This is a genomic window from Zhongshania sp. R06B22 (genome assembly GCF_040892595.1).
GTDB classification, from domain to species: domain Bacteria; phylum Pseudomonadota; class Gammaproteobacteria; order Pseudomonadales; family Spongiibacteraceae; genus Spongiibacter; species Spongiibacter arctica.
In genome coordinates, this window is record NZ_JBFRYB010000001.1 from 2,132,320 (window position 1) to 2,157,262 (window position 24,943).

The 24,943-nt window shown below is 48.3% G+C and carries 22 protein-coding genes; 17 read left to right on the forward strand and 5 right to left on the reverse strand.

The window, feature by feature from the left end; translation table 11 throughout:
• The first annotated feature begins 38 nt into the window (after window positions 1-38).
• From phoB to phoU, 7 genes are all read left to right on the forward strand, one after another.
• Complete coding sequence (gene phoB, locus AB4875_RS09680) at window positions 39-746, forward strand: phosphate regulon transcriptional regulator PhoB (RefSeq protein ID WP_368375859.1); 708 nt, start codon at window positions 39-41, stop codon at window positions 744-746.
• A 12-nt stretch (window positions 747-758) separates the two neighbouring features.
• Window positions 759-2,057, forward strand: a complete 1,299-nt coding sequence (gene phoR / locus AB4875_RS09685; protein WP_368375860.1) for a phosphate regulon sensor histidine kinase PhoR — start codon at window positions 759-761, stop codon at window positions 2,055-2,057.
• Window positions 2,058-2,154: 97 nt separating this feature from the next.
• Complete coding sequence (locus AB4875_RS09690; RefSeq protein ID WP_368375861.1) at window positions 2,155-3,123, forward strand: PstS family phosphate ABC transporter substrate-binding protein; 969 nt, start codon at window positions 2,155-2,157, stop codon at window positions 3,121-3,123.
• 124 nt (window positions 3,124-3,247) lie between these two features.
• Window positions 3,248-5,479 (forward strand): ABC transporter permease subunit, encoded by a 2,232-nt coding sequence (locus AB4875_RS09695; protein WP_368375862.1) that lies wholly within the window; start codon window positions 3,248-3,250, stop codon window positions 5,477-5,479.
• A gap of 56 nt (window positions 5,480-5,535) precedes the next feature.
• Entirely contained in the window at window positions 5,536-7,236 is a 1,701-nt protein-coding gene (pstA, locus tag AB4875_RS09700) for a phosphate ABC transporter permease PstA (protein ID WP_368375863.1), read from the forward strand.
• 86 nt (window positions 7,237-7,322) lie between these two features.
• A complete protein-coding gene (pstB, locus tag AB4875_RS09705) occupies window positions 7,323-8,114 on the forward strand; it encodes a phosphate ABC transporter ATP-binding protein PstB (protein ID WP_368377068.1) in 792 nt (263 codons plus the stop codon).
• Between the two features lie 30 nt (window positions 8,115-8,144).
• Window positions 8,145-8,864, forward strand: a complete 720-nt coding sequence (phoU, locus tag AB4875_RS09710) for a phosphate signaling complex protein PhoU (RefSeq protein WP_368375864.1) — start codon at window positions 8,145-8,147, stop codon at window positions 8,862-8,864.
• 41 nt (window positions 8,865-8,905) lie between these two features.
• On the opposite strand, the gene AB4875_RS09715 is transcribed toward phoU, so the two are convergent.
• Entirely contained in the window at window positions 8,906-10,420 is a 1,515-nt protein-coding gene (locus tag AB4875_RS09715; RefSeq protein WP_368375865.1) for an AbgT family transporter, read from the reverse strand.
• Window positions 10,421-10,942: 522 nt separating this feature from the next.
• Between AB4875_RS09715 and AB4875_RS09720 the strand changes: the two genes are divergently transcribed.
• The 7 genes from AB4875_RS09720 (at window position 10,943) to AB4875_RS09750 (ending at window position 18,577) form a co-directional block, all read left to right on the forward strand.
• Complete coding sequence (locus AB4875_RS09720) at window positions 10,943-12,208, forward strand: MFS transporter (protein WP_368375866.1); 1,266 nt, start codon at window positions 10,943-10,945, stop codon at window positions 12,206-12,208.
• Between the two features lie 328 nt (window positions 12,209-12,536).
• A complete protein-coding gene (locus tag AB4875_RS09725) occupies window positions 12,537-14,690 on the forward strand; it encodes a type IV pilus assembly protein FimV (protein ID WP_368375867.1) in 2,154 nt (717 codons plus the stop codon).
• Entirely contained in the window at window positions 14,683-15,402 is a 720-nt protein-coding gene (locus AB4875_RS09730) for a TIGR01621 family pseudouridine synthase (RefSeq protein WP_368375868.1), read from the forward strand. Before AB4875_RS09725 ends, AB4875_RS09730 begins: the two co-directional genes overlap by 8 nt.
• 77 nt (window positions 15,403-15,479) lie before the next feature.
• On the forward strand, window positions 15,480-15,791 hold the full coding sequence (locus AB4875_RS09735; protein WP_368375869.1) for a DUF2288 family protein: 312 nt from the start codon (window positions 15,480-15,482) through the stop codon (window positions 15,789-15,791).
• Window positions 15,788-16,081: a hypothetical protein gene (locus AB4875_RS09740; RefSeq protein ID WP_368375870.1), complete on the forward strand. Its 294-nt coding sequence runs from the start codon at window positions 15,788-15,790 to the stop codon at window positions 16,079-16,081. The genes AB4875_RS09735 and AB4875_RS09740 overlap by 4 nt, the downstream gene beginning before the upstream one ends.
• A 13-nt stretch (window positions 16,082-16,094) precedes the next feature.
• Window positions 16,095-18,188 (forward strand): GNAT family N-acetyltransferase, encoded by a 2,094-nt coding sequence (locus AB4875_RS09745; RefSeq protein ID WP_368375871.1) that lies wholly within the window; start codon window positions 16,095-16,097, stop codon window positions 18,186-18,188.
• Window positions 18,185-18,577, forward strand: a complete 393-nt coding sequence (locus AB4875_RS09750; RefSeq protein WP_368375872.1) for an HIT family protein — start codon at window positions 18,185-18,187, stop codon at window positions 18,575-18,577. Before AB4875_RS09745 ends, AB4875_RS09750 begins: the two co-directional genes overlap by 4 nt.
• 13 nt (window positions 18,578-18,590) lie before the next feature.
• Here AB4875_RS09750 and AB4875_RS09755 read toward each other — a convergent pair whose 3' ends face one another.
• On the reverse strand, window positions 18,591-20,516 hold the full coding sequence (locus AB4875_RS09755) for a B12-binding domain-containing radical SAM protein (RefSeq protein WP_368375873.1): 1,926 nt from the start codon (window positions 20,514-20,516) through the stop codon (window positions 18,591-18,593).
• A 215-nt stretch (window positions 20,517-20,731) separates the two neighbouring features.
• Between AB4875_RS09755 and AB4875_RS09760 the strand changes: the two genes are divergently transcribed.
• Window positions 20,732-21,157, forward strand: a complete 426-nt coding sequence (locus AB4875_RS09760) for an SRPBCC family protein (protein ID WP_368375874.1) — start codon at window positions 20,732-20,734, stop codon at window positions 21,155-21,157.
• Window positions 21,158-21,185: 28 nt separating this feature from the next.
• Here the strand turns inward: AB4875_RS09760 and AB4875_RS09765 are convergent, their stop codons facing one another.
• Window positions 21,186-22,454 (reverse strand): CinA family nicotinamide mononucleotide deamidase-related protein, encoded by a 1,269-nt coding sequence (locus AB4875_RS09765; protein WP_368375875.1) that lies wholly within the window; start codon window positions 22,452-22,454, stop codon window positions 21,186-21,188.
• Window positions 22,455-22,604: 150 nt separating this feature from the next.
• On the opposite strand from AB4875_RS09765, the gene AB4875_RS09770 reads away from it, so the two are divergent.
• Window positions 22,605-22,985, forward strand: a complete 381-nt coding sequence (locus tag AB4875_RS09770; RefSeq protein ID WP_368375876.1) for a hypothetical protein — start codon at window positions 22,605-22,607, stop codon at window positions 22,983-22,985.
• 249 nt (window positions 22,986-23,234) lie between these two features.
• On the opposite strand, the gene AB4875_RS09775 is transcribed toward AB4875_RS09770, so the two are convergent.
• Complete coding sequence (locus AB4875_RS09775; protein WP_368375877.1) at window positions 23,235-23,468, reverse strand: DUF2789 domain-containing protein; 234 nt, start codon at window positions 23,466-23,468, stop codon at window positions 23,235-23,237.
• Window positions 23,469-23,558: 90 nt separating this feature from the next.
• Complete coding sequence (locus AB4875_RS09780; RefSeq protein WP_368375878.1) at window positions 23,559-24,332, reverse strand: glucose 1-dehydrogenase; 774 nt, start codon at window positions 24,330-24,332, stop codon at window positions 23,559-23,561.
• Window positions 24,333-24,456: 124 nt separating this feature from the next.
• Between AB4875_RS09780 and AB4875_RS09785 the strand changes: the two genes are divergently transcribed.
• Window positions 24,457-24,897 (forward strand): hypothetical protein, encoded by a 441-nt coding sequence (locus AB4875_RS09785; RefSeq protein ID WP_368375879.1) that lies wholly within the window; start codon window positions 24,457-24,459, stop codon window positions 24,895-24,897.
• Window positions 24,898-24,943: the final 46 nt, after the last annotated feature.

A 24,943-nucleotide genomic window follows, 5' to 3' on the forward strand; every position in this document is an offset into this window, starting at 1 on the left:
AATGCTGCTTACAAATATTTTTCAAAAAGGGTAGAGGGATGACAGCGACCACCATACTGATTGTCGACGACGAGGCTGCAATTCGGGAAATGATCCGTGTTGGGCTTGAACTAGCCGGCTATGAGTGCCTGGAGGCAAGTAATGCACAGGATGCACACGGTATTATCGTTGATCAGCGCCCAGATTTAGTGCTCCTAGATTGGATGATGCCTGTTACCAGCGGTTTGGAGTTGTTGCGTCGTTTACGCAGAGATCAGCTCACGCGTGATCAATTAGTCATTATGCTCACTGCTAAAGATGATGAAGACAATCGGGTACAAGGTTTAGATGTTGGTGCCGATGATTACATCACCAAACCATTTTCCTCACGGGAGCTGATGGCAAGAATTAAGGCCATAATGCGACGTTCGAGCAGTCGTGAAGAGGAAGAGACGATAGAGGTCGGCGGCTTAAAATTGGACCCTGGCAGCCATCGCGTCTTTGTCGACACCCAGCCTTTGGAAATGGGGCCAACAGAGTTCAGATTGTTGAAGTTTTTTATGACCCACCAAGAACGTGCTTATAGCCGCGGGCAATTACTCGATCAAGTTTGGGGGAGTAATGTTTACGTTGAAGAGCGTACCGTCGATGTGCACATCCGTCGCCTTCGCAAAGCCTTGCAAACAGAAGAGCGCGATTGCGGTTTGTTAATCCAAACAGTGAGAGGCACGGGTTACCGCTTTTCTACCACCGGTGTCCGCGCCTAGCGAAAGTAATTAATGCGTTACTACAACTGGAAGACAGAATTATTGCGCATCAGTCTACCTATTACGGCGGTGGCTGGGGCATGCGAAATCTATGGTTTGGGAATTTGGCCGTTATTTGTCGCGGCGCTACTAGCGTGTGCATGGTTGTTAAGGAATCTGCAGCACCTGTCAGACTGGCTCTACAGCGGTGCAGACAAAGAGCCTCCGGAGGCAATGGGTATGTGGGGGCAGGTTCTTGATGTTATTTATGATATGCAGCGCGATGCAACGCAGAATACCGCAAAATTACGTGCGATGATTGACTACCTTCACTCGTCATTTGCTTCAATGTCAGATGCCGTCGTGATGCTAGACTCGTTGGGCAATATCGAGTGGTGTAATGACTCCGCCCATGACTTGCTGGGCTTGCGGAAGGCTGATGATACTGGCCGCCAACTGATTAATCTTATTAGAAGCCCGGTGTTTTTGCGTTATTTTGAGGGTGAGCATTATCAAGCGCCTTTAGAAATGATGTCGCCGGTTAATGGTAATTTGAGTCTTAGCATTAGCTTGAGCTTCTTTGGTCAGCGCAACCGTTTGCTATTTGCCCGTGACGTGACAAGAACACAGCGCTTGGAACAGATGCGCAAAGATTTCGTTGCCAATGTTTCTCATGAGCTGCGTACCCCGCTTACAGTGATAAATGGTTATCTTGAAACGTTCGCAGACCACGGTGGCGACAACCCGCGTTGGGATCGCGCGGTAAGTCAGATGCTACAGCAGTCTCGGCGTATGCATATGCTGATTCAGGATCTAATGCTGCTGTCGCGTCTAGAGGCGTTGCCGAAGGCGGGTGACGACGCGGTTATTCGACTGCGATCCTTAATGGAGATGATTAGAGAGGAGTGTGAGTTAGCCGCAAAAGGCGCTCGTCGAGTTGTTATTGAATGTGACGACACTATTGCGATCAGCGGCAATGCTAATGAATTACGTAGTGCGTTTTCAAACTTAGCAGTCAACGCTGCTCGCTACACTTCGGAAAACGATACGATCACTCTGCGTTGGTATCAGGATGATGACCACGCCTATTTCGAAGTGGAAGACACGGGTATAGGTATAGAGCCACAATATATTCCGCGCCTTACTGAGCGCTTTTATCGTGTTGATCAAAGCCGCTCTATAGATACCGGCGGCACGGGGCTTGGTTTAGCGATTGTTAAACACGTATTAATTAGGCATCGCGCCGAATTACGTATTCGCAGCGTACCAGATAAAGGTAGTGTGTTTAGTTGTGTCTTCCCTAGGTCGGCTGCGGTGCCAGTCTCCTTGTAATAAAAGTGTATTTTTCCCTTTTAGCCGTCACAAACTTGTCATAATTGGGCTATAGAGTGGCTGCGTGGAAGTAATTGATGAGTTTGGGAGTGGGTGTGTGAACATTAAACAATATTTGGCTGGCAGCGTTGTGGTGTTAACGTCGATGACTGCTGTGGCGTTGACAGAAGTTGATGCCGCGCTTCCAGACTATGTTACCGCCTCGGGAGTGTCCGGTAATCTGTCTAGTGTAGGTTCTGATACGCTGGCAAATCTGATGACTTTATGGGGCGAAGATTTCAAGCGCTTCTATCCCAATGTTAATGTTCAAATTCAAGCCGCGGGTTCGTCAACGGCGCCGCCAGCTTTGACCGAGGCTACGTCGAATATTGGACCGATGAGCCGCAAAATGAAAGATAAGGAAATTGAGTCCTTTGAAATAAGATACGGTTACAAGCCAACAGCTATTCCGGTGGCGATTGATGCATTGGCTATTTTTGTACATAAAGATAACCCGATTAGCGGGATGACAATGGCGCAGGTGGATGCGGTATTTTCTAGTACCCATAAATGTGGTCACGCCGATAATGTCGACACCTGGGGTGGTTTAGGAATGCGCGATGCATGGACGGCGCGCGATATTCAAATGTTTGGTCGTAACTCGGTGTCTGGTACTTACGGGTACTTTAAAGAAAAAGCACTGTGCAAAGGTGATTTTAAGAACGGCGTGAATGAACAGCCGGGGTCGGCATCTGTGGTGCAATCTGTGTCCACATCAATTAATGGTATTGGTTATTCTGGCATCGGTTACAAGACCTCCAGCGTACGTGCCATTCCGCTCGCAAAAGATAATAAAAGCGGTTTTGTAGAAGCTAACGCAGATAATGCGACGGCGGGTAGGTATCCGCTGTCACGTTTCTTGTATGTTTACGTAAACAAAGTGCCCAACCAGCCACTGGCGCCTTTAGAGCGTGAATTTGTGAAGCTAGTGCTATCTAAGCAGGGGCAAGAAGTTGTTGTTAAAGATGGCTACATTCCCCTGCCGGCCGGTGTTGCCGAGAAAATTAGGGCTAAGCTCGCGCTATAAGTTAACTGTGCTGGTGATCAAGAACCCGTCAATTATAGGTTTGGATTTTTTAGCCCAGCAGCAGTCATTAGAGCGTAAAAGAATGGCCATATTGTATTTTTGAGTTTTCCGAGAGCTAGAAAAAATGAGTCAATCCGAGGTACGAGCTACCGCTTCCGCCTATCGCAAGTGGCGTCAAGTGAAAGATGGTATAGCTACAGCAACCATCACTGCTGGCGGCGTCGGTGTATTGCTCGCAATATTGCTCATCTTTTTCTATCTTCTTTACGAAATCATGCCCTTGTTTCAGCCTGCATCGATTGAGTCAGAAACCCAGTTCCAGACCAATAGCATTGCCCCTGCCTTGTATCTTGCGATGGAAGAGCAAGCCGAAATTAGTTTTCGGCTTGGAGGTAACGGTGACGCAGAATTTTTTCGCTTAAGCGATGGTAACTTACTATCTGAAGCGAAGTTGCCCTTGAAGGGGGCGGATATTCTCAGTTTTGCACTGGAGTCCGAAGAGAGTCGTATTTTTGCACTGGGTTTGAGCGACGGCAAAGTGCTCATTGCCAAGCATGACTACCGAACTAGCTACCCAGACGGTGAGCGCCTTATTACTCCCGTGCTCCGCTTCCCTTATGGTGACAAGGCCTTTCTATTGTCTGCAGGGCGCCCGCTTGAGCAGGTTGCAATCAGCGATAGCGATGACGCTTTAATGATAATTGGTGTTACGGACGGCCAATTATTGGGGCGCCGTTGGGTTAAGGAAGAGGACTTTCTCAGCGAGGAAGTCACCTTAAGTGAAGAAGATGTGTCACTACCTGATTTGGATATTATCCCCAGCCGGGTGCTAATTGGTCCTGGCCAGCAATGGCTTTATGTATTGGCCGCTGACGGTGGTTTTCGCTTAATCGATCTGCCAGAGCAGACGATTACGGATCGAGGCTATCTTTTTGATAGCGGTAAACTGAGTCAGGCGCGATTTTTGTTAGGTGGTATTTCTTTATTGGTTGCTAGCGACCATGGCGCGGTGGGCCAGTGGTTTGTTGTAAGAGACAAGGAGCGCGAGTCTGGCTATAAGCTGCAGCCGGTTCGACAGTTCGATATTCCCGACGGTGGCAGTGCTGTCTTGGTGACTGAACATCGTCGCAAAGGCTTTGTGAGCGTCGATGACCAAGGCAGGCTCGATTTGTTTTACACCACGTCGCATCGGCGATTATTGAGCGAGGATCTCGATGTTGGAGCAATTCGCGCGATGGCAATTTCGCCGCGTGCCGACAAAATTTTAGTGGAAAATAGTGAGGGCGAACTTGCAAGCTTTGCCTTGCACAATGAACACCCTGAATTGTCGTGGACAGCCTTGTGGAGCAAAGTTTGGTATGAGAGCTATCCCGAGCCGGACTACGTTTGGCAGTCGTCAGCATCTAATAATGATTTCGAACCAAAATATAGTTTTGCTCCCTTGGCCTTCGGCACATTAAAAGCCGCATTCTATGCGATGCTGATTGCCGCACCACTGGCAATCTGTGGCGCTATTTATACCGCCTACTTTATGGCGCCGGCGCTGCGTCGCAAGACCAAGCCCTTAATCGAATTAATGGAAGCCTTGCCGACTGTTATTTTGGGGTTTCTCGCGGGTTTGTGGCTTGCACCGTTTATTGAGAAAAATTTACCGGCGATATTCTCGCTCTTTGTTTTTCTTCCCGTCGGTATTTTAGTGTTCGCCTGGTCGTGGTCACAATTGCCGTCCTCCTTCCGTAGTCGGGTTCCAGACGGTTGGCATCCGCTGCTGCTTGTTCCTTTGGTGCTGGCAGTGGTGTTGGGGTGTGTAGAGCTTAGCGCACCAATAGAACGTGCCTTTTTTGGTGGCGATATGCGTGCGTGGTTGACCAACGATATTGGGGTTTCTTTTGATCAGCGTAATGCCTTAGTGGTTGGTATCGCAATGGGCTTTGCGGTTATTCCAACTATTTTTTCGATTGCTGAAGATGCGATTTTTTCGGTGCCCAAGCATCTTAGTTATGGATCTTTAGCCCTGGGTGCAACGCCATGGCAAAGCTTAGTTGGCGTGGTGATACCTACCGCCAGCCCTGGTATTTTTTCGGCCTTGATGATTGGCATGGGCAGAGCCGTGGGCGAAACTATGATTGTATTGATGGCAACCGGTAATACGCCAATTATGGATGCGAATATCTTCGAGGGAATGCGGACTTTGGCGGCAAATATTGCCGTTGAAATTGGGGAAACCGAAGTAGACAGCTCCCATTATCGGGTACTGTTTTTAGCGGCATTTGTCTTGTTCATGTTTACCTTTGCAGTCAATACCGTTGCAGAAATAGTGCGCCAACGTTTACGTATGCGATATGGGAATCTTTAATTGCGTGTTACTGAATTTACTGGTTCGCCAGAGTAAGAAAAACGGGAAGTTAAGTCATGTCATTGCACGATGATAACAAGCAAGGGTTTAAAGAGTGGTGTAAGCGCGGCGAGCCTATGATTTGGATGAATGCCGCCGCGGTAACAGTAAGCACCTTGGCTGTTATCGGCTTGCTCCTGTTATTAGCTGTTCGCGGTTTGGGACATTTCTGGCCAGCATCTGTAATGCAGGCCCAATATGATCTGCCGAGTGAAACGTCAGTAGCGGTTTTGGCCGAACAGATTGAATCAGAAGCGGTGCCTATTGAGCAGTTATTGAGCGCTGGATTTAAGATCGACACTGACGATGCCTTCGTTGAACGGCAGTTAGTGAAGTTAGGTAATCGTGACGTCAGTGGCGCGGATTTTAAATGGGTGATCACTCGCTATTTAAATGATATTAGTTACCCAGAGGACGCGGTTGTTATTGAACGGCGTGAATGGGGCAATTTTTATGGTTTTCTGCAAAATGTTAAAGAAAATGGTGTGCTTGTTGCGAGCACTGACAATGGTGATGCTTGGGATGAATTTCAATCGCGAGTGAAGCGAGCAACTAAGATTCATCAGCAAATTAAAAAAATAGAGAAAAAAGATATTGGCACAATCAATTATCGTATCGAACGACTGCGTATAAAAGAGCGCGGTTTAGAGCTTGATACTGCAGTGCCGGAAGATCGTCGTCTACAGATGCAAGCCGATATGGCGGCCGAGCGCGCTGAGTTAGATCTGGAGTATAAGCTTGCACAAGGTCAGCTTGCAGATTTGTACCGGCAGTGGCATCGGGACAGTTTCACGATGGCGACGGCATCTGGACAGATAAAAGAGCAACGTATTTCTACAGTGGTGCATGCTTATCAGCCTAACAGCATGAGCCTGATTCAAAAAATAGGTTTTTATGGCGATAAATTTTGGGAGTTCTTAAGTGATGAACCCCGAGAGGCCAACACCGAAGGTGGTATATTTCCAGCCATATTCGGCACGGTTATTATGGTGCTGATTATGTCGGTACTGGTGACACCGTTTGGGGTCGTTGCGGCAGTATATTTGCGTGAGTATGCCAAACAGGGGCTAATGACACGAACAGTTCGTATTGCCGTAAATAATTTGGCCGGTGTCCCCTCCATTGTTTACGGCGTTTTCGGGCTTGGCTTTTTTATCTATTTCCTGGGTGGAGAGGTGGATAAAGCCTTTTTTCCTGAGTCCCTGCCAGCTCCGACTTTTGGTACGCCGGGCTTATTATGGGCATCGGTAACACTGGCACTGTTAACTTTGCCTGTGGTTATTGTTGCGACCGAAGAAGGCTTGGCGCGTATCCCTATGAACTTACGTGAGGGTAGTCTCGCACTAGGCGCAACCAAGGCTGAGACTCTGTGGCGGATAGTATTACCCATGGCCAGTCCAGCCATGATGACGGGATTGATATTGGCTGTGGCGCGAGCGGCAGGTGAGGTCGCACCTTTAATGTTAGTGGGTGTAGTAAAACTGGCACCATCATTACCTGTAAATGGGAATTTCCCTTATTTCCATCTAGATCAGAAGTTTATGCACCTGGGCTTTCATATTTACGACGTTGGTTTTCAAAGTCCGAATGTGGAGGCGGCAAGACCGTTGGTATACGCCACGGCCTTGTTACTAGTTGTTATTATTGCCTTGCTTAATTTAAGTGCGGTGGCCTTGCGCAACCGTTTACGTGATAAATATAAATCACTGGAAATGTAAGCGCGGACTACTTGAAGCATAAGGCAGCGAAATTTATGACGAGTGACAAATCAACGGCAAAGGCGCACGCTATCAATATGGAATCAATGGGACGAAATCGTGTGGAACAGACTATCCATGACGAAGATATTACCTTAACCGTAGACAATATTGATTTGTATTACGGTGAGAAACAGGCCTTATTCGACATTAATATGGTTGTTCCACGTAAAAAAGTCACCGCCTTTATTGGGCCTAGCGGCTGTGGTAAGTCGACCTTACTACGCTGTTTTAATCGTATGAATGATCTGGTAGATAGCTGTAAGGTAGACGGAAGCATTTCCTTGGATGGGTCGAATATTTACGATAAGCGTGTAGATGTTGCGACCTTGCGGCGTCGGGTTGGTATGGTATTTCAAAAACCGAATCCCTTCCCAAAATCTATTTATGAAAATGTAGCGTACGGCTTGCGGATCCAGGGCATTAATAAGAAACGCGTAATCGATGAAGTCGTCGAACGATCCTTGCGCGGTGCAGCGCTGTGGGATGAAGTTAAAGACCGTTTGCATGACAATGCGCTGGGTATATCCGGTGGTCAGCAACAGCGCTTAGTTATTGCGCGCACCATTGCGGTAGAGCCGGAAGTATTATTGTTGGACGAGCCGGCATCGGCCTTAGATCCTATATCAACACTTAAAATTGAAGAGCTGATCTACGAGCTAAAAGATAAGTATACGATTGTGATTGTTACCCACAATATGCAGCAAGCGGCGCGTGTGTCTGACTATACGGCGTTTATGTATATGGGTAAGCTAATTGAGTTTGGTAACACAGATATTCTTTTTACAAACCCCAGTAACAAGCAAACCGAAGATTACATTACCGGTCGCTATGGTTAAGGTTTGGTGACAGATTTTGAGAGATGACTTATGAAAGAAAAAATATCACATACGCATCATATTTCGCAGCAGTTCAATACCGAGTTAGATGATATTAAGACTCGGATGCTGGAGATGGGCGGCTTAGTCGAAAAGCAGGTTGCCGATGCAACCAATGCATTTATGAATCTGGATACGGGCTTAGCGTCAGACGTGAAGCAGGGCGACAAGCTCGTTAACAGCCTAGAAGTTGCGATTGACGAAGAGTGCACAATTATCTTGGCGCGTCGTCAGCCTGCGGCGAGCGACTTGCGGCTGGTATTGTCAATCAGCAAGATTTTAAGCGATCTTGAGCGTATGGGTGACGAGGCTAGTAAGGTGGCGGATAGCGCCATTAAATTAGCCGAGCTTGGTGGTCTACCACGTAGCGTTTTGGAAATTAGGCATATTGGTGATCATGTGTCGGGCATGGTGAGAAATGCGCTGGATTCTTTTGCGCGCCTTGATATTGATTTGGCCTTGGAAGTTGCTGAAGAAGATAAGGCCGTCGATCTAGAATACGGCACGGCAATGCGCAGCTTAGTGACTTACATGATTGAAGACCCGCGTACCATTACCTCTGTACTGCAAGTTATGTGGGCTTTACGGTCATTAGAGAGAGTGGGCGACCACGCTCGTAATATCGCCGAGCACGTTATTTACTTGGTCAAAGGTGCGAACGTTCGCCATGTTAATATTGATGAAATGACAGCGACCGTGCAAGAGGGCTAAGCCTCATTCATGGCTGCGCTGAGGCTTGCTAGAATCAAATGTTAGCCTGGCCCCAAGGGGAAACCTGCTGCTAACCATATACTGAGTAGCAGCGACCAGCTAATAAAAAATATGACTGAGTAGGGCAGCATCAATGCGATTAGGGTACCCATTCCCGCAGATTTGTCGTGGCTTTGCATAAAGGCCACCACAACACCAAAGTAGGGCATCAAGGGGGTAATAATATTGGTGCTTGAGTCGCCAATTCGATACGCCATCTGCGCTGATTCAGGGTCTACTCCCAGTAAAAATAACATTGGAATAAAAATAGGTGCCATCAAGGCCCATTTAGCCGAAGCGCTTCCGATTAATAGATTGATGCTGGCGCTAATAACTATAAACCCTAGTAACAAGCTGATTTTTGACAACTCCAGTCCTGCAAGCCAGTTTGCGCCATTGATGGCGGATATCGCGCCCAGGCCGGTCCAGTTAAAATAATTGACAAACTGGGCGGCGAAAAACATCAATACCATGTAGCCTGATAAGGTACTAATCCCAGTCTCCATGCCCGCGATCCAGTCTTGATGACGTTGATATTTTCCAGTGGTGTAGCCAAATATTAAACCGCTAATGGTGGCGTAAAGCGCGATAAATATCACAATTCCATTGAGTAAAGGTAGGGCTGCCAGGCCATTGGGATCTGGGTTACGGAGTAGCCCACTGTCAGGAATGACCAGCCACAGTAAGAGTCCGATAAAGGCAATGCTAAACAAGCTTACTCTTCGCATCGCGGCCTTCAATGCGGGGCTATCATTAAGCAGCTTTTCGCTTGATTCCTCAGAGGCTGTCGTTGGTTTAGATAGCCTTGGCTCGACAATCTTTTCGTTAACCCATGCGCCGATGACGGTAATAAACACTGTTGAAACTGCGGTGAAGTAATAATTCGCGCTGGTTAAGACTTGACGGTCGGGAGCGACCAAGGCAATGGCTTCGGTGCTGATACCCGAGAGGATCGCATCCACAGGTCCAAGTAATAAGTTCGCGCTATAGCCTCCAGAAACACCAGCAAAAGCCGCAGCTATACCCGCCAGGGGAGATCGACCAGCAGCGCGAAAAATCAGTGCGGCTAGCGGGATCAGTACAACGTATCCGGAGTCAAAGCCGATGCTAGACATGACTCCAGCAAATACCACAAAACTGCTTAGTAAGCGTGGTGGTGCCTTAGCGGCCAGGCGCTGAAGAGTGTGACCCAGCAAGCCAGAATCCTCTGCAACCGCAATACCTAAAATCGCAACCAACACTGAGCCAACCGGAGCAAAATGAATAAAGTTGCCAACCGTATTGGCCACCATCCATTTGACACCGTCGCTGCTGAGCAATGACTTAGCAGGAATGATTTCATTGGTGACAGGATGCACGGCAGAGATCGTAAAAAAATCGGCTATAGCCGATATCGCAATAATACCAATACAAAGATAGATGAATAACAGCACCGGATTGGGCAGGCGGTTGCCAATTACCTCAAGCCTATTCAGCCAGCGTTGAACTAACGGGGGGCTGGGGTTTGCATTGTTCATCAGTTTAAGCCTGTCTTTTTTGTCTGGTATTTATAAGTATACCGATAGTTAGGTGATTTTTATGGAGTGGCGCTTCACTTATTGTTAAAGGATTTTTTATTTATTGCGTAATTATATTGTCGCGATGGTATGCCAAGATATAAATCGGCTTTGGAAGCTGGGGGTTAAAGTATTATCTTAATAAACGTATAGGACCTTTTTGCAAGAGCGCAGATTTGTAACAATACCCTGTTAAAGAAGCTTACTATTGAGATACAGCGGCAATACTAAGAGGATGTTGTTGAGCTTCTCTACAAAACAATCATGACGAGATTTCAGTTGGATACCGCGTCTTGTCCAATTGCAGTGTTTTGCCGTGTTAAACTATCACTCGCTAGTCTCTAAAAATTCACAGTAATAGCAATAATATATGCGAGTTCACTCACGGAATATTCCTGTGCGCACTTGGGTTTGATATCTGTTTTAGGCCAAATTTATACAGCTAGTTCTAGCGATTTTTTACGCCTGAGGGGGTGTTGGTAAGTGAGTGATTCTGCAACAACGGTTGCCAAACCTGGTTTTAAGGCCATGTTTAGCCTTTACCTTGCCATGATGAGTGTCGGCATGGGGCAAACGGTCGTGTTTGCCATTTTACCCATGCTAGGGCGAGAACTGCATCTTGATTTGCTGGTGTTCCAGCTGCCTTTTTCCGACATTGTGATTGAGCCTCGAGAGATGGCAATTACGTCTTTATCTGCCTTGACAGCATTCGCTTTTTTTATTGCCGCTCCCATATGGGGGCGGCTCAGTGATCGTTGGGGACGAAAACCACTCATTATTATGGGTTTATTTGGTTATGTCATTGGTACTTTAACGTTCAATGGCGTTGCCTACTTGGGTTTGTCAGGGGTAATGATGGGCACAGCGCTGTTTAGCTGCCTAATCATCAGTCGTGCGTTTCATGCTGTAGTGATGTCGCCGACTCATCCTGCAGCAGCAGCGTATATGGTAGACGTAACCTCAGTGCATGAACGTACCAAAGGCATGGGTAAGCTCCAGGCATTTAATCAGCTTGGGGTGATGCTCGGACCCGCATTAGCGTGGTTTGTGAGTATCAATTATCTGGCGCCACTTTATATTCAAGCCGGGGTGTCACTCATTGTCGGTATTTTGGTGTGGCGGTATTTACCGTCTATTCCAGTTTCAAATACCAGCGGAAAGAAGCAGCTAAAGTTATCCTACTTTGATCCGCGGTATCGCTTATTCATGGCGGTTGGCTTTGCTATTTTTAGCCTGCTGGGAATGGTACAGCAAACTTTAGGATTTTATTTTCAGGATATCTTAGCCGTGGATGGCGTTCGCGCTGCGCAGTTATTTTCAAGTGCGATGGTGGTGTCGTCAGTTGCTATTCTGGGGGCTCAGTTTCTAGTCGTACGACGTTATAGTGGCTTGCCGATGCGCTTATTGCGGTTTGGTTTGCCGTTTATGTTGTTGTCATATGTCCTATTGGCTAACGCTAGCGCCTTGTGGATGCTCTACCTTTCTATGGCTTTGTTTGGATTTGGTATGGGGTTGACAGGACCTTCTTTCACCGCAAGTGCAACAATGGCGGTAGAGTCACACGAGCAGGGTAGCTTAGCGGGGTTAATAGGCGCGATTGCTGGCCTGGGATTTATGTTCGGACCTTTAGTCGGCGGCGCTCTATACCGTATTTCACCGAGTTATCCTTATTGGTGTGCGGCTATTGTGATGGTCTTCATTATTCTGATTTTGTCGTTTTTAGAGAAGTCATGGAAAAAACAAAAATAATATGACAGTTTGGTTAAAAATCAGGCTAATTCACCCGTGCACCATGAACCCTGTCTTAGGCTCTTATGTACATGCTTATCCACAAGCTTATTCACCTTAATTGGGGAAAACTTTACGCTAGCCTAGTTTTGCTTGTACAACTTATACACAAGGGTGGTCTAGTTGCGATATTAGGCTATATTTGAAAGGTGTAGCTCAAATTTGGGATTGTTTTCGCCTATTTGCGGGCGTTTAATGGACCATAGTCACTGTTTGTTTGCGCCGCGAGGCTTTTATTCACGTTGTTTGAGCCTTTCCTCAAAATGCTAAGAAATTAGAGAGTTATATTATGGGATTCGGCAAACTACCTGCCATGCTTCCGTTATGTGTGGCGGTGCTCATGGCTAGAGATGCGATGGCCCTGGGCTTGGGTGCGGCAAATCTGGATTCAAAGCTTGGCGAACCTTTGTTTGCCCGAATTCCTATTTTTGGTGCTGAAGGCATCGGTAGCGAACAGGTGCGGGTCACGCTGAAGCCTGTGACTGACCCCGGTACGGGTGCCGAAGTAGCTAGTGTGGATACCCGTAATCTCTCTGCTGTCGGCGAAGTGGGGGAAGAGGGTCGGGGTACTATCTACTTGCGCAGCAGCAAGCCTGTCGATGAGCCCTATCTCCATTTTATGGTAAATATACGTTGGCCTGGCGGACAATTAAGTCGAGCTTATACGTTCCTGCTGGATTTGCCTGAAAGCCTGAGCGCGGTCTCTGTTAACACTGCCAACTTAAACACGGTAGCTATCAGTAATACTCCTTCGACCATCGCTAGCCCGGCACGCCTGAACGGACAGACCGATATCAGTGTTACCCCAGGATTGAGTCCTCGCTCGGTAAATCGTCCCGCAACAGATAAGCAGCAAACTATCAGCGCCGACACTGCGTTTTATACCACGATACGCGGTGACAGTTTATGGAGTGTTGCGAGGCGGGCGGCGCGGGCAAAGGGCGGAACAAGCAACGAGTGGATGACGCGACTTTTTCGTAATAATCCGAGCGCGTTTATTCGCAGTAATAAAAATTTATTAAAAGAGCGCGTTACCCTCGATTTGTTTGAAAGCCTGGAAAGGGGCAGCACCTCTGGAGAGGCGTTTGTTGACAGCCAGTTGCAGCAGGCACCGGTTCCAGAGGTGCGCAGCGCGGTTGCGGACATTGCCGGAGCGCCAGGTTCTGATAGGCAAAACCGGGTACTCGGCCGTGAAACCGACGTAGTTCTAGAGCCTGCTGGCAATGGTATGACTGAAGGCCAGTTGTTGCAGCAAAATTTAAGTAATGTTCGCAATCAGGTTGCGGATGTCTCTGCCAATATTGCGCTAATGACCGAGAAATTACTGTCACTACAAACGCAGCTTGAAACTTTGCAATCGCAAGCTGCCATTTTAAATACTCCCGCCGCATCAGATACCGCCTCATTTGAACCGCCACTGGGCGAGCTCCTCGATAGCGCGGAGACTGTAGGGTCGGTAGATGGCTTGGCTAGTGCGGATCTTGCGCAAGATGACGGCGTGGTTGTGGGCGAGCCCACCGCAGTCAGCACGTCGATGAATACTAGTCTTAGCGAAGACAATGACATTGCAGCTGGTGCCGAACCTAATGATAAAGGCCGCGTAGCTGCAGCCCCCGACGTTGAGCTCTCTGCGGTTGCGATCACCAACACGACATCGAGTTCGTGGTCATGGCTCTGGTGGCTGGCCCCGGTTATTGGTGGTCTATTATTACTAATTCGCTATAGGCAAGACCGAGAGGTCACTGTCTCGAACGGCGATGATTTGATCTCAAGGGGTGACTTGGCAGATGTTAATGCTGCGGTAGCCGCTAAAGCACAAGCGGATCGAGCCTTTGTTCAGGATCATTTTGAGGATGTTTTTACTGCATTAGAAGCTAGCCCGGTTAGCACGCAAAAAACGATCTTAACACCCGCTATACAAGCGACAGAGCCGGATGCTCATGGGCTAAAAACCAACACCAAAGTTGATCTGAATGATAGGGCGTCCCTGCAAGAGGGCAAGCTCGGTAGCGCCAGTCTCGCTGATATTGATGACGATTTTTTTGCAGATTTAGATGAAGACGCTTTGATGCAGCGAGGTGGTTTGAATGATGAGGCGGCATTCTTGTCGCTTGATATTCCTGACTTTGATGAGAGTTGGTCGGCTTCGGCCGCTGTCCAAGCTAAGGACTCCTTGGCGCGCGCCTCAGCGTGTATGGCCATGGGGGATTATGTGGGAGCGCGGCAGATTTTAGAGCGTGATATCGCCAGCAACGATGATATTAGTCTTAAAATGCAGTTACTTGATGTGCACGCACACTGCGGTGATCAGGATGAATTTGAAAATTTAGTTTTGCAAATGGAATTTACGGGCGCGGATAAACAATTACTAAGAGAAATCGATGTATTGCGTGAGCTACTTCTGAAAAACACTGATAGTGTTAAGAAAAACCGAGTTGATTAAAAGTTTGATAAGTAATGATCGATATCTGCGGTATAAAATCATAGAAGATAACGAGGACTACCTTGTCGTAGATAAAGCCGCGGGTGTTAATTTACATCGTAATCAGCATGCCCAGAGCTTGATTGACGTATTGCACGCTGACTTTCCTGGCGAGAGCCTGCATTTGGTGCACCGTCTTGATGATGCGACCTCGGGCTTGCTGTTAATCGCAAAAAACCCTCTTGCGGCGGCTGAGTTTGGTCGATTATTCGCAACTAGAGAGGTAGAGAAATTCTATTTCGCGCTCGCTGATGGCAAACCTATCAAAAAGCAGGGTATGGTTGTTGGCGATATAAAGAAGAGCCGCAGTGGTAGCTACTTACTTAGCCGAACGCGAAGCAACCCATCGACAACTCAGTTCTTTAGTTTTGCCATACAAGATGGGCGGCGGGCATATTTACTGAAACCCCATACCGGCAAAACACATCAGTTGCGGGTGGTAATGAAAAGTCTCGGGGTTCCTATATTGGGCGATCGCCGTTATGGACCAAGTACCCAAGACAGCGATCGAATGTACTTGCATGCAATGGCCTTGCGCTTTCACTTTCGGGGTAGCGAAAGGCGATACCTGTGTATTCCCCACGATGGAGAGGCTTTTGCGGATGGAGCCTTGCAGCCAGTATTGTTAAACTGTCAATCGCCGTGGGACATCAAGTGGCCCAGTCTAAAGTAGCGTAATGTGGTCATCTTTTTTAAATATGGACTCATTATGTTGCTATCTGTTGTGATAAAAATGAATAAGGTATTTGCGTGATCTTAGACGAATCTTCAGACCTATTGTTAAAATTAAACCGCGAAACGTCTCGAATTCCGTGGAAGGATTTACAGCGGTTTTATGCTCAGGGAGCAGTGTTAGTAGTCGGGCCAGACGTAGATCTTATTGCTGCGGCAGCTGCTGTGGCAAATGATGATGCCGCGGCAGTCTCAGCATGGATGAAGGACGAGCAGTTAAAAATAGCCACTGAAGAAGTCGCTCTTAACTGGTTAGCTGAAGATTGTGAGGTATGGGCGGTCGTCGTTGCACCCTGGGTACTGGTTCAAAAGGAAAGGGGCTCGACGTGACAGTGCCTGAGCATTATCTGGCGGAGTTGGAGACCAGGCTGACCACTTTTTTCAGCGATCAAGCTGAGGGCTTGGATATTCCGCCAGCTTTATTGTACCGTTTAGAAGGCTTTATTGACGCTGGTATTATGGTTGCTTTTATTAGTGCTGCTGATATTAAAAAACGTCTAATCACCTTGGCAGAACACTACGCTGGGGCAGAAGCCGCTGCGATTTATGAGAATGATGACCGCGTCATTCTTCATCTCCTTATGCCGGAAGCGCCGGTATATCCGTCTACTAAACCATGAGTGTGTCGCGGCGATGATACATGCTGAGTTGTGTGGGTTTGTTCAGCAGCTTGGCCTTGTCGGTAAACACAACGGCCATCGGTATTTATTGTTTTTTGGCGGAGAGCCCTCTTGGGGCCAAACTCAGCTCGGATCGCTAGGTCTGGGTAATGAGGAATGTTTGTTACTGGCAGATAAGGCTATTGCCGGCCTGTCGCCTAAACCCGCAAAGCAATACTTAGGCAGAGAATTTAGTACCGTTATTATCGATGCGTACTCGGTACAGTCTGTTGATGAGTGGTTGGCGGCAGCGGGTACCGTGCTTGCTGGCGGGCTACTGATTGTTCTTTGCCCAGAATTCGATCAATGGCCGCGCTATTTTCAGAGTAAATCCGATGCGGGGCAGGATGATGCTGAGTCATTTTTTCTAAAGCGTATTTTGTCTAAGGTCGCAGATCGTTCGGGTGTTTACGGGTTTAGCCAGCGGTCATTAGCGAGTAGAGCCTTTCGGTCTCAATTGCCCGCTGTGCTGCAACCTTGGCAGCCTTCGCTGCCGACCCCCGATCAGCGGGCTGCAGTGGATGCAATTATTAGGGTAGCTAGCGGCAGAGCTAAGCGGCCGCTGGTGATTCGCTCTGATCGCGGTAGAGGTAAAACGTCATCCCTCGGCATCGCCGTCGCAGACTTGTTTCAGAATGGCTTGTGTCGGCGAGTCGCGATTACCGCGCCGAATATCGGTGCAGTTGAAGCTGCGTTTCGGCAAGTGGAACTGCTGTTGCCTGATGGGGAGCTTAGCGAAGCCGGATTCCACTTTCGTGACTGCGAGCTAATGTTTTTACCGGCAACCGAACTTGGCGCGACAGCACATTGGGATTTAGTGCTCGTTGATGAAGCTGCGACACTCCCTGTTGGAATTTTGCATGAGCTATTGCAAACCCAGCCACGAATTGTGTTTTCTACCACAGTACATGGCTATGAAGGCAGTGGTAGAGGCTTTGATACGCGCTTCAAAGATATTTTAGACCGCGAGCGTCCCCAATGGCGTCGTGTTGAATTGCGGGAGCCGGTGCGCTGGGCAGGGGATGATCCACTAGAGCGGTGGCTATACGAGGCTTTCTTATTGGGTGCAGAAGTCAGTAAACCTCGCGAATCGAGTTCCGTTCATTTGCGGGTGCTTAAGCGAGATGATTTTATGCAGGAAGCCATTCTGAGCCAAGTGTTTGGCCTGCTGGTGCAAGCTCATTATCAAACGTCGCCCCGCGACCTGCAGTATTTAATAGATTCATCTTGCGTAGTGATTGTTGCTGAAAGTGATGACGGCGTTATCGGCGTCTGCCAATTATTGCCAGAGGGTGGATTGAGCGATGATCTAAGCGCCGCAGTTGTTTCCGGCCAACGCCGGCCAAAAGGCCACTTGGTAGCCCAGCGACTCGCTCATATTAATGCAGAGGCTGCTTATGCTCGCTGTGTGAGTTTTCGAGTGAACCGTATTGCCGTAGCGGCAGAGCTACGTCGGCAAGGTATAGCTAGCCGCTTACTGGCGGCGGCAGAGGAGCATAGTCGCCGCATGGGTGGCGCCTATCTGTCATCGAGTTTTGCGGCGTCTGCAGAGGTGGTCCAGTTTTGGCGGCGGAATGATTTTCTACCATTGTGGCTGGGAAGTCGCAGAGATACATCGAGTGGGGCTTATTCACTTATCGTTGCCAAAGCGCTGCAGTCAAATGTGGATATGAATTTTAATCAAATGCAGCAGCGACTGTTGGATGATTTACCTTTGACGGTGCGGCATGTGCATTCGAAAATTAGCGCGGATACACTTGTGCAGATCCTTGCTAGCGGCTCACGGCATAATGAGATGTCGGCTGCGGATCTGCGCCAGATGCAGCGCTATTGCAAGGCTGAATTGATTTTTGAGCAGGTCGCTGCCAGCTTAATGCGTATATGCTGTGGTGTTGATTTGCGCGCTATTTCGGGTGCTGAATTGGCGTTGTCAGTGTTATTGTTTAGCGAAAGCTGGGCGAGTGTGGGGGCTAAGTATCAGCTGAGCGGGCGCGCGGCGGTAGAGCAAAGTCTACGAAGTATATTTAATGAAATTGATGCTATTTATAAATCCACGGAGGCACAATGAGCAGTATCTTCACGAAAATCATTCAGGGCGAGCTACCCGGACACCGAGTTTGGGAAGATGAGCATGCGCTTGCAATTTTAACGATTGAACCGATCCAGGAAGGACATCTATTGCTTATTCCAAAAGAGGAGATCGATCACTGGGATGATCTGCCAGCGGAATTGGCAGTTCATTTAATGACAGTGTCGCAAATGTTGGCAAAAGGCTTGAAAAAAGTTTTTCCCTGCCAGCGCGTCAGCATGATGATTATTGGCTTGGAAGTCCCGCATACCCATATTCATTTGGTGCCCATCAACGATATGGCCGATGCAAATATTGGCAACGCAAAACGCGCTGACAACGATGCGCTTGCCGCTACGGCAGTTAAAATTCGAGCGGCGCTTGGCTGATTTTGTTCAGGCCTTACTGCATCGGTTGCGCCGGTTTCACGTTGGGGTGAACAATACGTACAGCCTGAATATCCGGCTGTCGGTGTTGAATTTCCCCTCGGAGCCATGCGCCTCCGTCAGGGTCTTTTAAGATGCTGCCAACACCGCCTGGACTCTTGATACAAAGCGTTTGACTGATCTGCGTGCTTAGATCCTCGACGCTTGGTACGCTCAGACAATCCAGCGCCGCCTTGCTACTCATAGCATCGAAATTAAACTCATAGTCGATTTCCGTCGCGTCGCCACAACGTGGCGATAAGGCGTGATCTAGGGCGAGAACCCGGCGGCTTGCTGCGGTTAAAGATGTGTTGCCGCTGCGCTCTAGATAATCAATGATTTCTGATTCTAGCAAGCCATAAAGGCGCTGTGGGTCTTTTAATATAGTGGTGAAGATCGTCGCTCTGTTTTCATAGACGGTCATACGCTCTTGTAGCGTAAGGCTAGGCATGTCACTTTGATACTCTGCGCAAACCGCTCGTAGCAATGCCCTTAGCAGTGGCGCCGTAGTGATACCGTCGTGCAATGCTAGATAGCGAATGGTTAGCGGAATAAGGTGGCCATGAGCAAAAAGAATGTGGGCGGTAATGAGGAAATACCCTTCAATACCTTCATCGCGGTTAAAGGTGTGACAGGCAACAACATACTCTCCCTTTGCCTTGCCGTAACCCGCAACTGGAATAGTTTCAATTTTGTATTCTTCGCGTTTTCGATAAAATTCCGTGCCTGGCAGTAAGGTGTAGGCGAAGATATTGAGGTTGGGGAAGGTCTTCAGTAACTGGTCTAAATTGTTTTCGAAATCAGCAAGGTTGTCACCGGGAAGTCCCCAAATAAGCTCCGCTGCAATAGGTACTCCCTCCGCTGCCATTTGACGAGCAATTGGCTCATATTTATTCGCTGCCATATTCTGTCGATTACTAAGTTCAAGAGCCAAGGGCGTGAGTGTTTGAAGTGCTAATTGGTAATGAGGCAGTAATCCATTGTTATGCAATAACAGAACAATTTCCTGCACCCGTGGGCTATGCTTTTTTGACCACGAGGTGGCAAAGCTGCTGGGTAGTCCGGTTTTTTCCTTTAGCTCACAAATCAGCTGAGCTTTTTCTAAATCTTCTTTGAGGGCGCCGAAGTTTGAATCGGCGAGCCATATATCTTTTATACCTGCGTCGACGATTCTATGCCAATCACTGCGAACTCTGTCCATTGAAAACTGATACATTTTAGAGCCAATAGCACCGGTTCCCCATTCACAGAATGCGCACTTGAAGGGGCAGCCGCGACTGGTTTCATAGGATATGGAGTCATAAAGTGGCTTGCCATTGGCATCGCTTAGTTCAATGGCGTCCAGCGGCGACGGTAGTTCGTCTAGGAATTTTCTGCGTTGGCGCTCAGGCGTTTTTTTAATGCTGCCGTTTTCTAAATAGGCGATGCCGTTGATCGACGGCCAGTTATCGGGGGTCGGGCCATCTAAAATTTCTTTAAATGTTGTTTCACCCTCACCAAGAATAATAATATCGATAGGATCTTCACCCAGATAGTCTTCAGCCTGCTGTACGTGTGGGCCACCCGCGATACAAAGCACGTCAGGGCATTCAGATTTAATCTGATGAATAAGGTCGAGAAATTCAGCGGCATTCCATGTGTACATGCTGAACCCGATCACCGCTTGCTGGCCGTTTTTAAGAGCTTCTTTTATCGCTGGCAAATAGATTTCTTGCCAAGATGTTTGCCAATCGGTGATGGCGGTTTCATCTTTGAAATGGACCAGCTCAATCTGGTATTGATCACTGCAAATGCCGTATTTTTGGTAATAGGCTTTTAAGCCTCCGGTTGTTGTTGGCGCAGCCCAAAATTGATCTGAATCCATACTGAAGAGCAGTACAGGTGTGGCAGATGAAGCCTTCATAATGTTGTTCCGGACGGGGGCTGCATTATTATTATGCAGTTTTACGTTAATGGTTTGTTACTTGATTAAAGAGTAACAGTCTTTAAAGAGGGCGCCAATTAGCGATTGTTTATATTGCTAAAAGTTTATAGAGGCTAGGCCGTTCGGGTGAGGTTAGATTTTTATTGATGGGGCATCATGCCCGATATAATGATAATGATGAGGCAGTAACTATTATGGTAGAAACCCATTTAGCTCGAGAATTTAACGTTCCCGCCGCCAAGGTTTGGGCTTTGTTGCAAGACTTTGGTGACCTCAGCTGGGCGCCGGGAATAGACAAAATTGAATTACTTGGTAGCGGTGTTGGTATGACGCGGCGTTTGCATATCAAAGGCATGGATCCAATCGATGAGGTTTTGACTGCGCAAGATACATCGACCATGAGTTTTTCATACAATATTCCGCGCGGTGTCCCTATGCCTGTCAGCGATTACTCAGCCAATGCAAAAGTGACCGAGCTCGACGGCGCTCGCAGCCGTGTCGACTGGTACGGCCGGGCAGAGCCCAAGGGCGTAAGTGACGACGAGGCTGTAGCGATGATTAACGGCGCGTATCAAATGCTGCTGCAGTGGCTTGATGACGCTCTCGCAGCTAAAGCCTAAAGCCAATCAGTGTGCTAGCTTAGATCTACTAGGCCTTGCGGCGCGTCATGAGTTCCGGTAAGCCTGGTATATCTAGTATATGGCGGCGAAGTAAATCTAAGCCTAGGGCTGTAACTAAGGTTTGAAATAAACTGCGGTCCACGGGCAAGAAGAATTTTTTAACTCTGAGGTCGTCTTGGCTGCCCCAGGCAATCCAGACCGTGCCTACCGGTTTATCCTCACTGCCACCATCGGGTCCGGCAATGCCGGTGACGGCAACCACTAAGTCACTGCCTAACGCGAGCAGTGCGCCCTGTGCCATTTGCCTTACAACCACTTCACTAACTGCGCCGTCACTAGCCAAACTCGATTCTGACACCGCCAAAAGTTGCTGCTTTATGGCGTTGGAATAGCTAACAATACCTCCGGGAAATACCGTGGATGAGCCCGCGACGCCGGTGAGTTCGGCGGCGATTCGTCCGCCGGTGCATGATTCTGCCGTGCCAATGCTTAGATTTTTTGCCTTGGCGGCGGCAATAACCGCCTGCGCCAGGCTTAAGGGCATATCGCCAAGCAGGTGGTCATCTATTAATTCGATAATCTTGCCGCGCCATTCATTGATCTTCTCGCCGGCATTTTGGCCTCGGGTTGTGAGCTTTACCTCGAGTACCGGCATGGAAGCGCGAAAGCCAAGTTCAACATCGTCTGGCCAATCGGGATAACGCGTATTAACCTTTTCTTGGATGGACGACTCACCGAGTCCGAAAACAGCTAAACGCTGAGTTTGGATGTAGTCAGAGGCAAATTGGGCGTCTAGCAGCGGGATAATTTCATCCCTCATCATGGTACGTAATTCACTGGGTACCCCGGGCGTGGCGAGCACAAGACAACTGCCGATTTTAAGTTTTATGCCCACCGCACTGCCTCGGGCATTGGCAATAATACTGCAGCCCTTGGGCAGCATGGTTTGCTTAAGATTGGCGGCATTTAAGCGAAAACCTCGTTGCTCGCACCACTGGGTTAAATGGGTGAGAGCATCAGGGTGCTCGGTGATAACGTTTCCTGTAGCGTTTGCCAGTGCGAGTGAGGTCATATCATCTACAGTGGGGCCGAGGCCGCCGTTTATAATAAGGACGTCGGAGTCGCTAGCCAAGTCGCGAATTTGATTTTCAAGTAAGGGGAGGTCATCACCTACGGTGGTTTTTCTGTCAATACGCCAGCCGTAGTTGGTGATGAGCTCTGCGATCATGGCTGAGTTGGAATCTATAGTATCGCCGGCCATCAGTTCATTGCCGGTAAGGAGTAACTGCAGTTTCATTTTTTTGATAGTATCCCGAAGCTGAAAGAGCGGTGCTTATTCGCTGTTGTACAGTAAAATTGAAGCCTATGTTTCCTTGTCATAGCATAGTAATGTCTTTAGCTAACAAGCTCTAATTTTTTGTGTGTTTGTCTGAGGTGGGAGTGAAAAATGAAATCGTCACTTGGTGTTTTGCTCGCGGCAGTGATTTTTCTAGCCTTGGCTGGCTTTGAATACTGGCAGTATCGGGATCAACAAGCCTACCGCCAAGGCTTGAATGTCCAGTTAATGGACTTGTCGGCGCGACTTAATAGTATTGAGGCGCGTATTGATAGTGCCAAAGGCGAGATTGATAAAATTCAGCAAAACTCCTTGGGTGGCTTGATAGAAAGTGCTAACGATGCGTTAATTGAAGGCTGGTCGGCCATGATTAATTCGGTGGAAAAGGAGTTGGAGCGCGCCAAGAAAGGGATAGCCAAGCCGCCTCAAGCCGCGCAGCCTAACTCTCCATCTGCACAACCCGCGCCCAATAATGGAGCCGGACCGCTATAAGACGAGACATTAGCAATGCCTGAAATTAAACGGCCAGTTCAAGCAATAGAAGTCAATTATGTCTGCGATAAGTGTGGACACGGTATGATGGTGAGTGCGGGAGACATGAACCCTTCTACGGGTGAAATTCCGCATAAGTGTATGATTTGTAGCCATCAGCAGATGTTTAAGTGGGTGTCTTACCCTAAAATTACTTATGTAGGGCTGGGTGAGGGTAATGGCTAGCAGCGGCGGCGGTCATTGCCTGCGCTAATAGCGCAGGCGTGCGTCTAGTTCATCGACGAGCTCTGCCCACTCGGCATCAACATCTAGGCATTCTTTTAAAAAACCTGCTTGTGCTGGTTTCCAAAAGCTCGCTTCATGTATTAGCAAGTCTCTGGGTAGTGGTCGGTGGCGTACAATGAAGCGTTCAACCTCTTTGTCTTCGCTTGGCAGGCCAAGCTGGTCAAAGAGTAGATTCATTGTATGTAATTCGGTGTCCATTGGGTCCTCCGCAGATAAAACATGGCTACAGGCCTAATATAGAAGACCCTTTGTTAGCTTTCCAGTGTTTGTTTGTCAGGCCTTATATCATCAAGAGCTTGGCAGCATGCTCAGTCTAAGGCCCGCCTGCCATCCGCCATCGACAAGAAATTCCGCGCCGGTAGAATAGCTGCTTTCGTCTGATGCTAAAAACAACGACATATTGGCGACCTCGATTGGGAGTCCCACTCGCGGCAATGCATGATTCACATAAAACTCATTATCTTGCTCAGAGGGTTCAGTTTGTCCCTCAGCGCCGTGCATGGCGGTAAATATTCCGCCGGGGTGAACAGTGTTGACCCGAATATTGTAGGGGCCTAGTTCAATCGCCGCGGATTTTGTCAGTCCTCGCACCGCCCATTTGCTAGATACATACGCAGATAAACCATTTTTAGCCTGCAGGCCGTCGATGGATGAGATGTTGATAATCGAGCCGCCACCGGCTTTTTTCATGGGGGCAATAGCGGCGCGAATACCGAGGTAGGTGCCTAGCTGATTAATTTTTATAACCCGCATATAGTCGTCTGCATCGGAGTCTGCGATAGCGGCTGCATGTAAAATGGCCGCGTTATTAACGATGATATTCAGCGGTCCGAATGTCTCTGCGGCGCTTATTAGTTTTTGCCAGTCAAGCTCGCTTGAAACATCGGCGTGAACATAGCGTGCGTTATTGCCCAGAGATGTGGCAAGTGTTTCTCCGGCATCATCAAGAATATCTGCGAGGATAACCTTGGCCCCTTGGTCAATAAACAATTGGGCGGTGACGGCGCCCATGCCGCGTGCGGCGCCAGTAATAATGGCTACTTTGCCGGCCAGTCTGCTCATGTGATCTTCCTTGGCTTATTGTCGTATAAAATCGTCAGCCAATGTATACGCGACTTTTTTCCTTCGCTATTGTCCAATCGGACTAGGCTAGCGTGATGGTATTTGAATTAGGTGATTTCTCAGTATGTTGTATCGTTCTTTTAGTGTGATTTTAATATGCTCAACGCTTATTGCTTGCGGCGACAAAATGGAGCCCAGCAGGGCTGTGCCCGCCCCGGATGTGAGCGCTGTAAATACTGGGAGTGTGGTCGAGAGTGAGATGCCGGCTGAGCAGGAGGGATCAAAACCCAAGGGAGCGACGCCGCCTGAAAGCCCGCAAGCCTTGGATTTGAGTCTGCCTGCCGGCGTTCACGGTGACGTGCCCGATATGAGTGGTTCTGAAAAAGGCCGCTACGGCGTCGAGGCTTGGTTTGACCAAAGCGAGACCGATGAGGAGCCGCGTTTTAAAATGAAAACCAAGCTGCGGATGAAAGAGGGCACTGAATTCGATAAAAATAGCGATATTAGTAGCTATGGACAGTCAGTTGATGGCGCTGAGATGGGGTTTGAGTATAAAACGCGCTAGGTCGTGTATTACAAATTCAATGTGGACTGACAGGTGTTGATCAGAG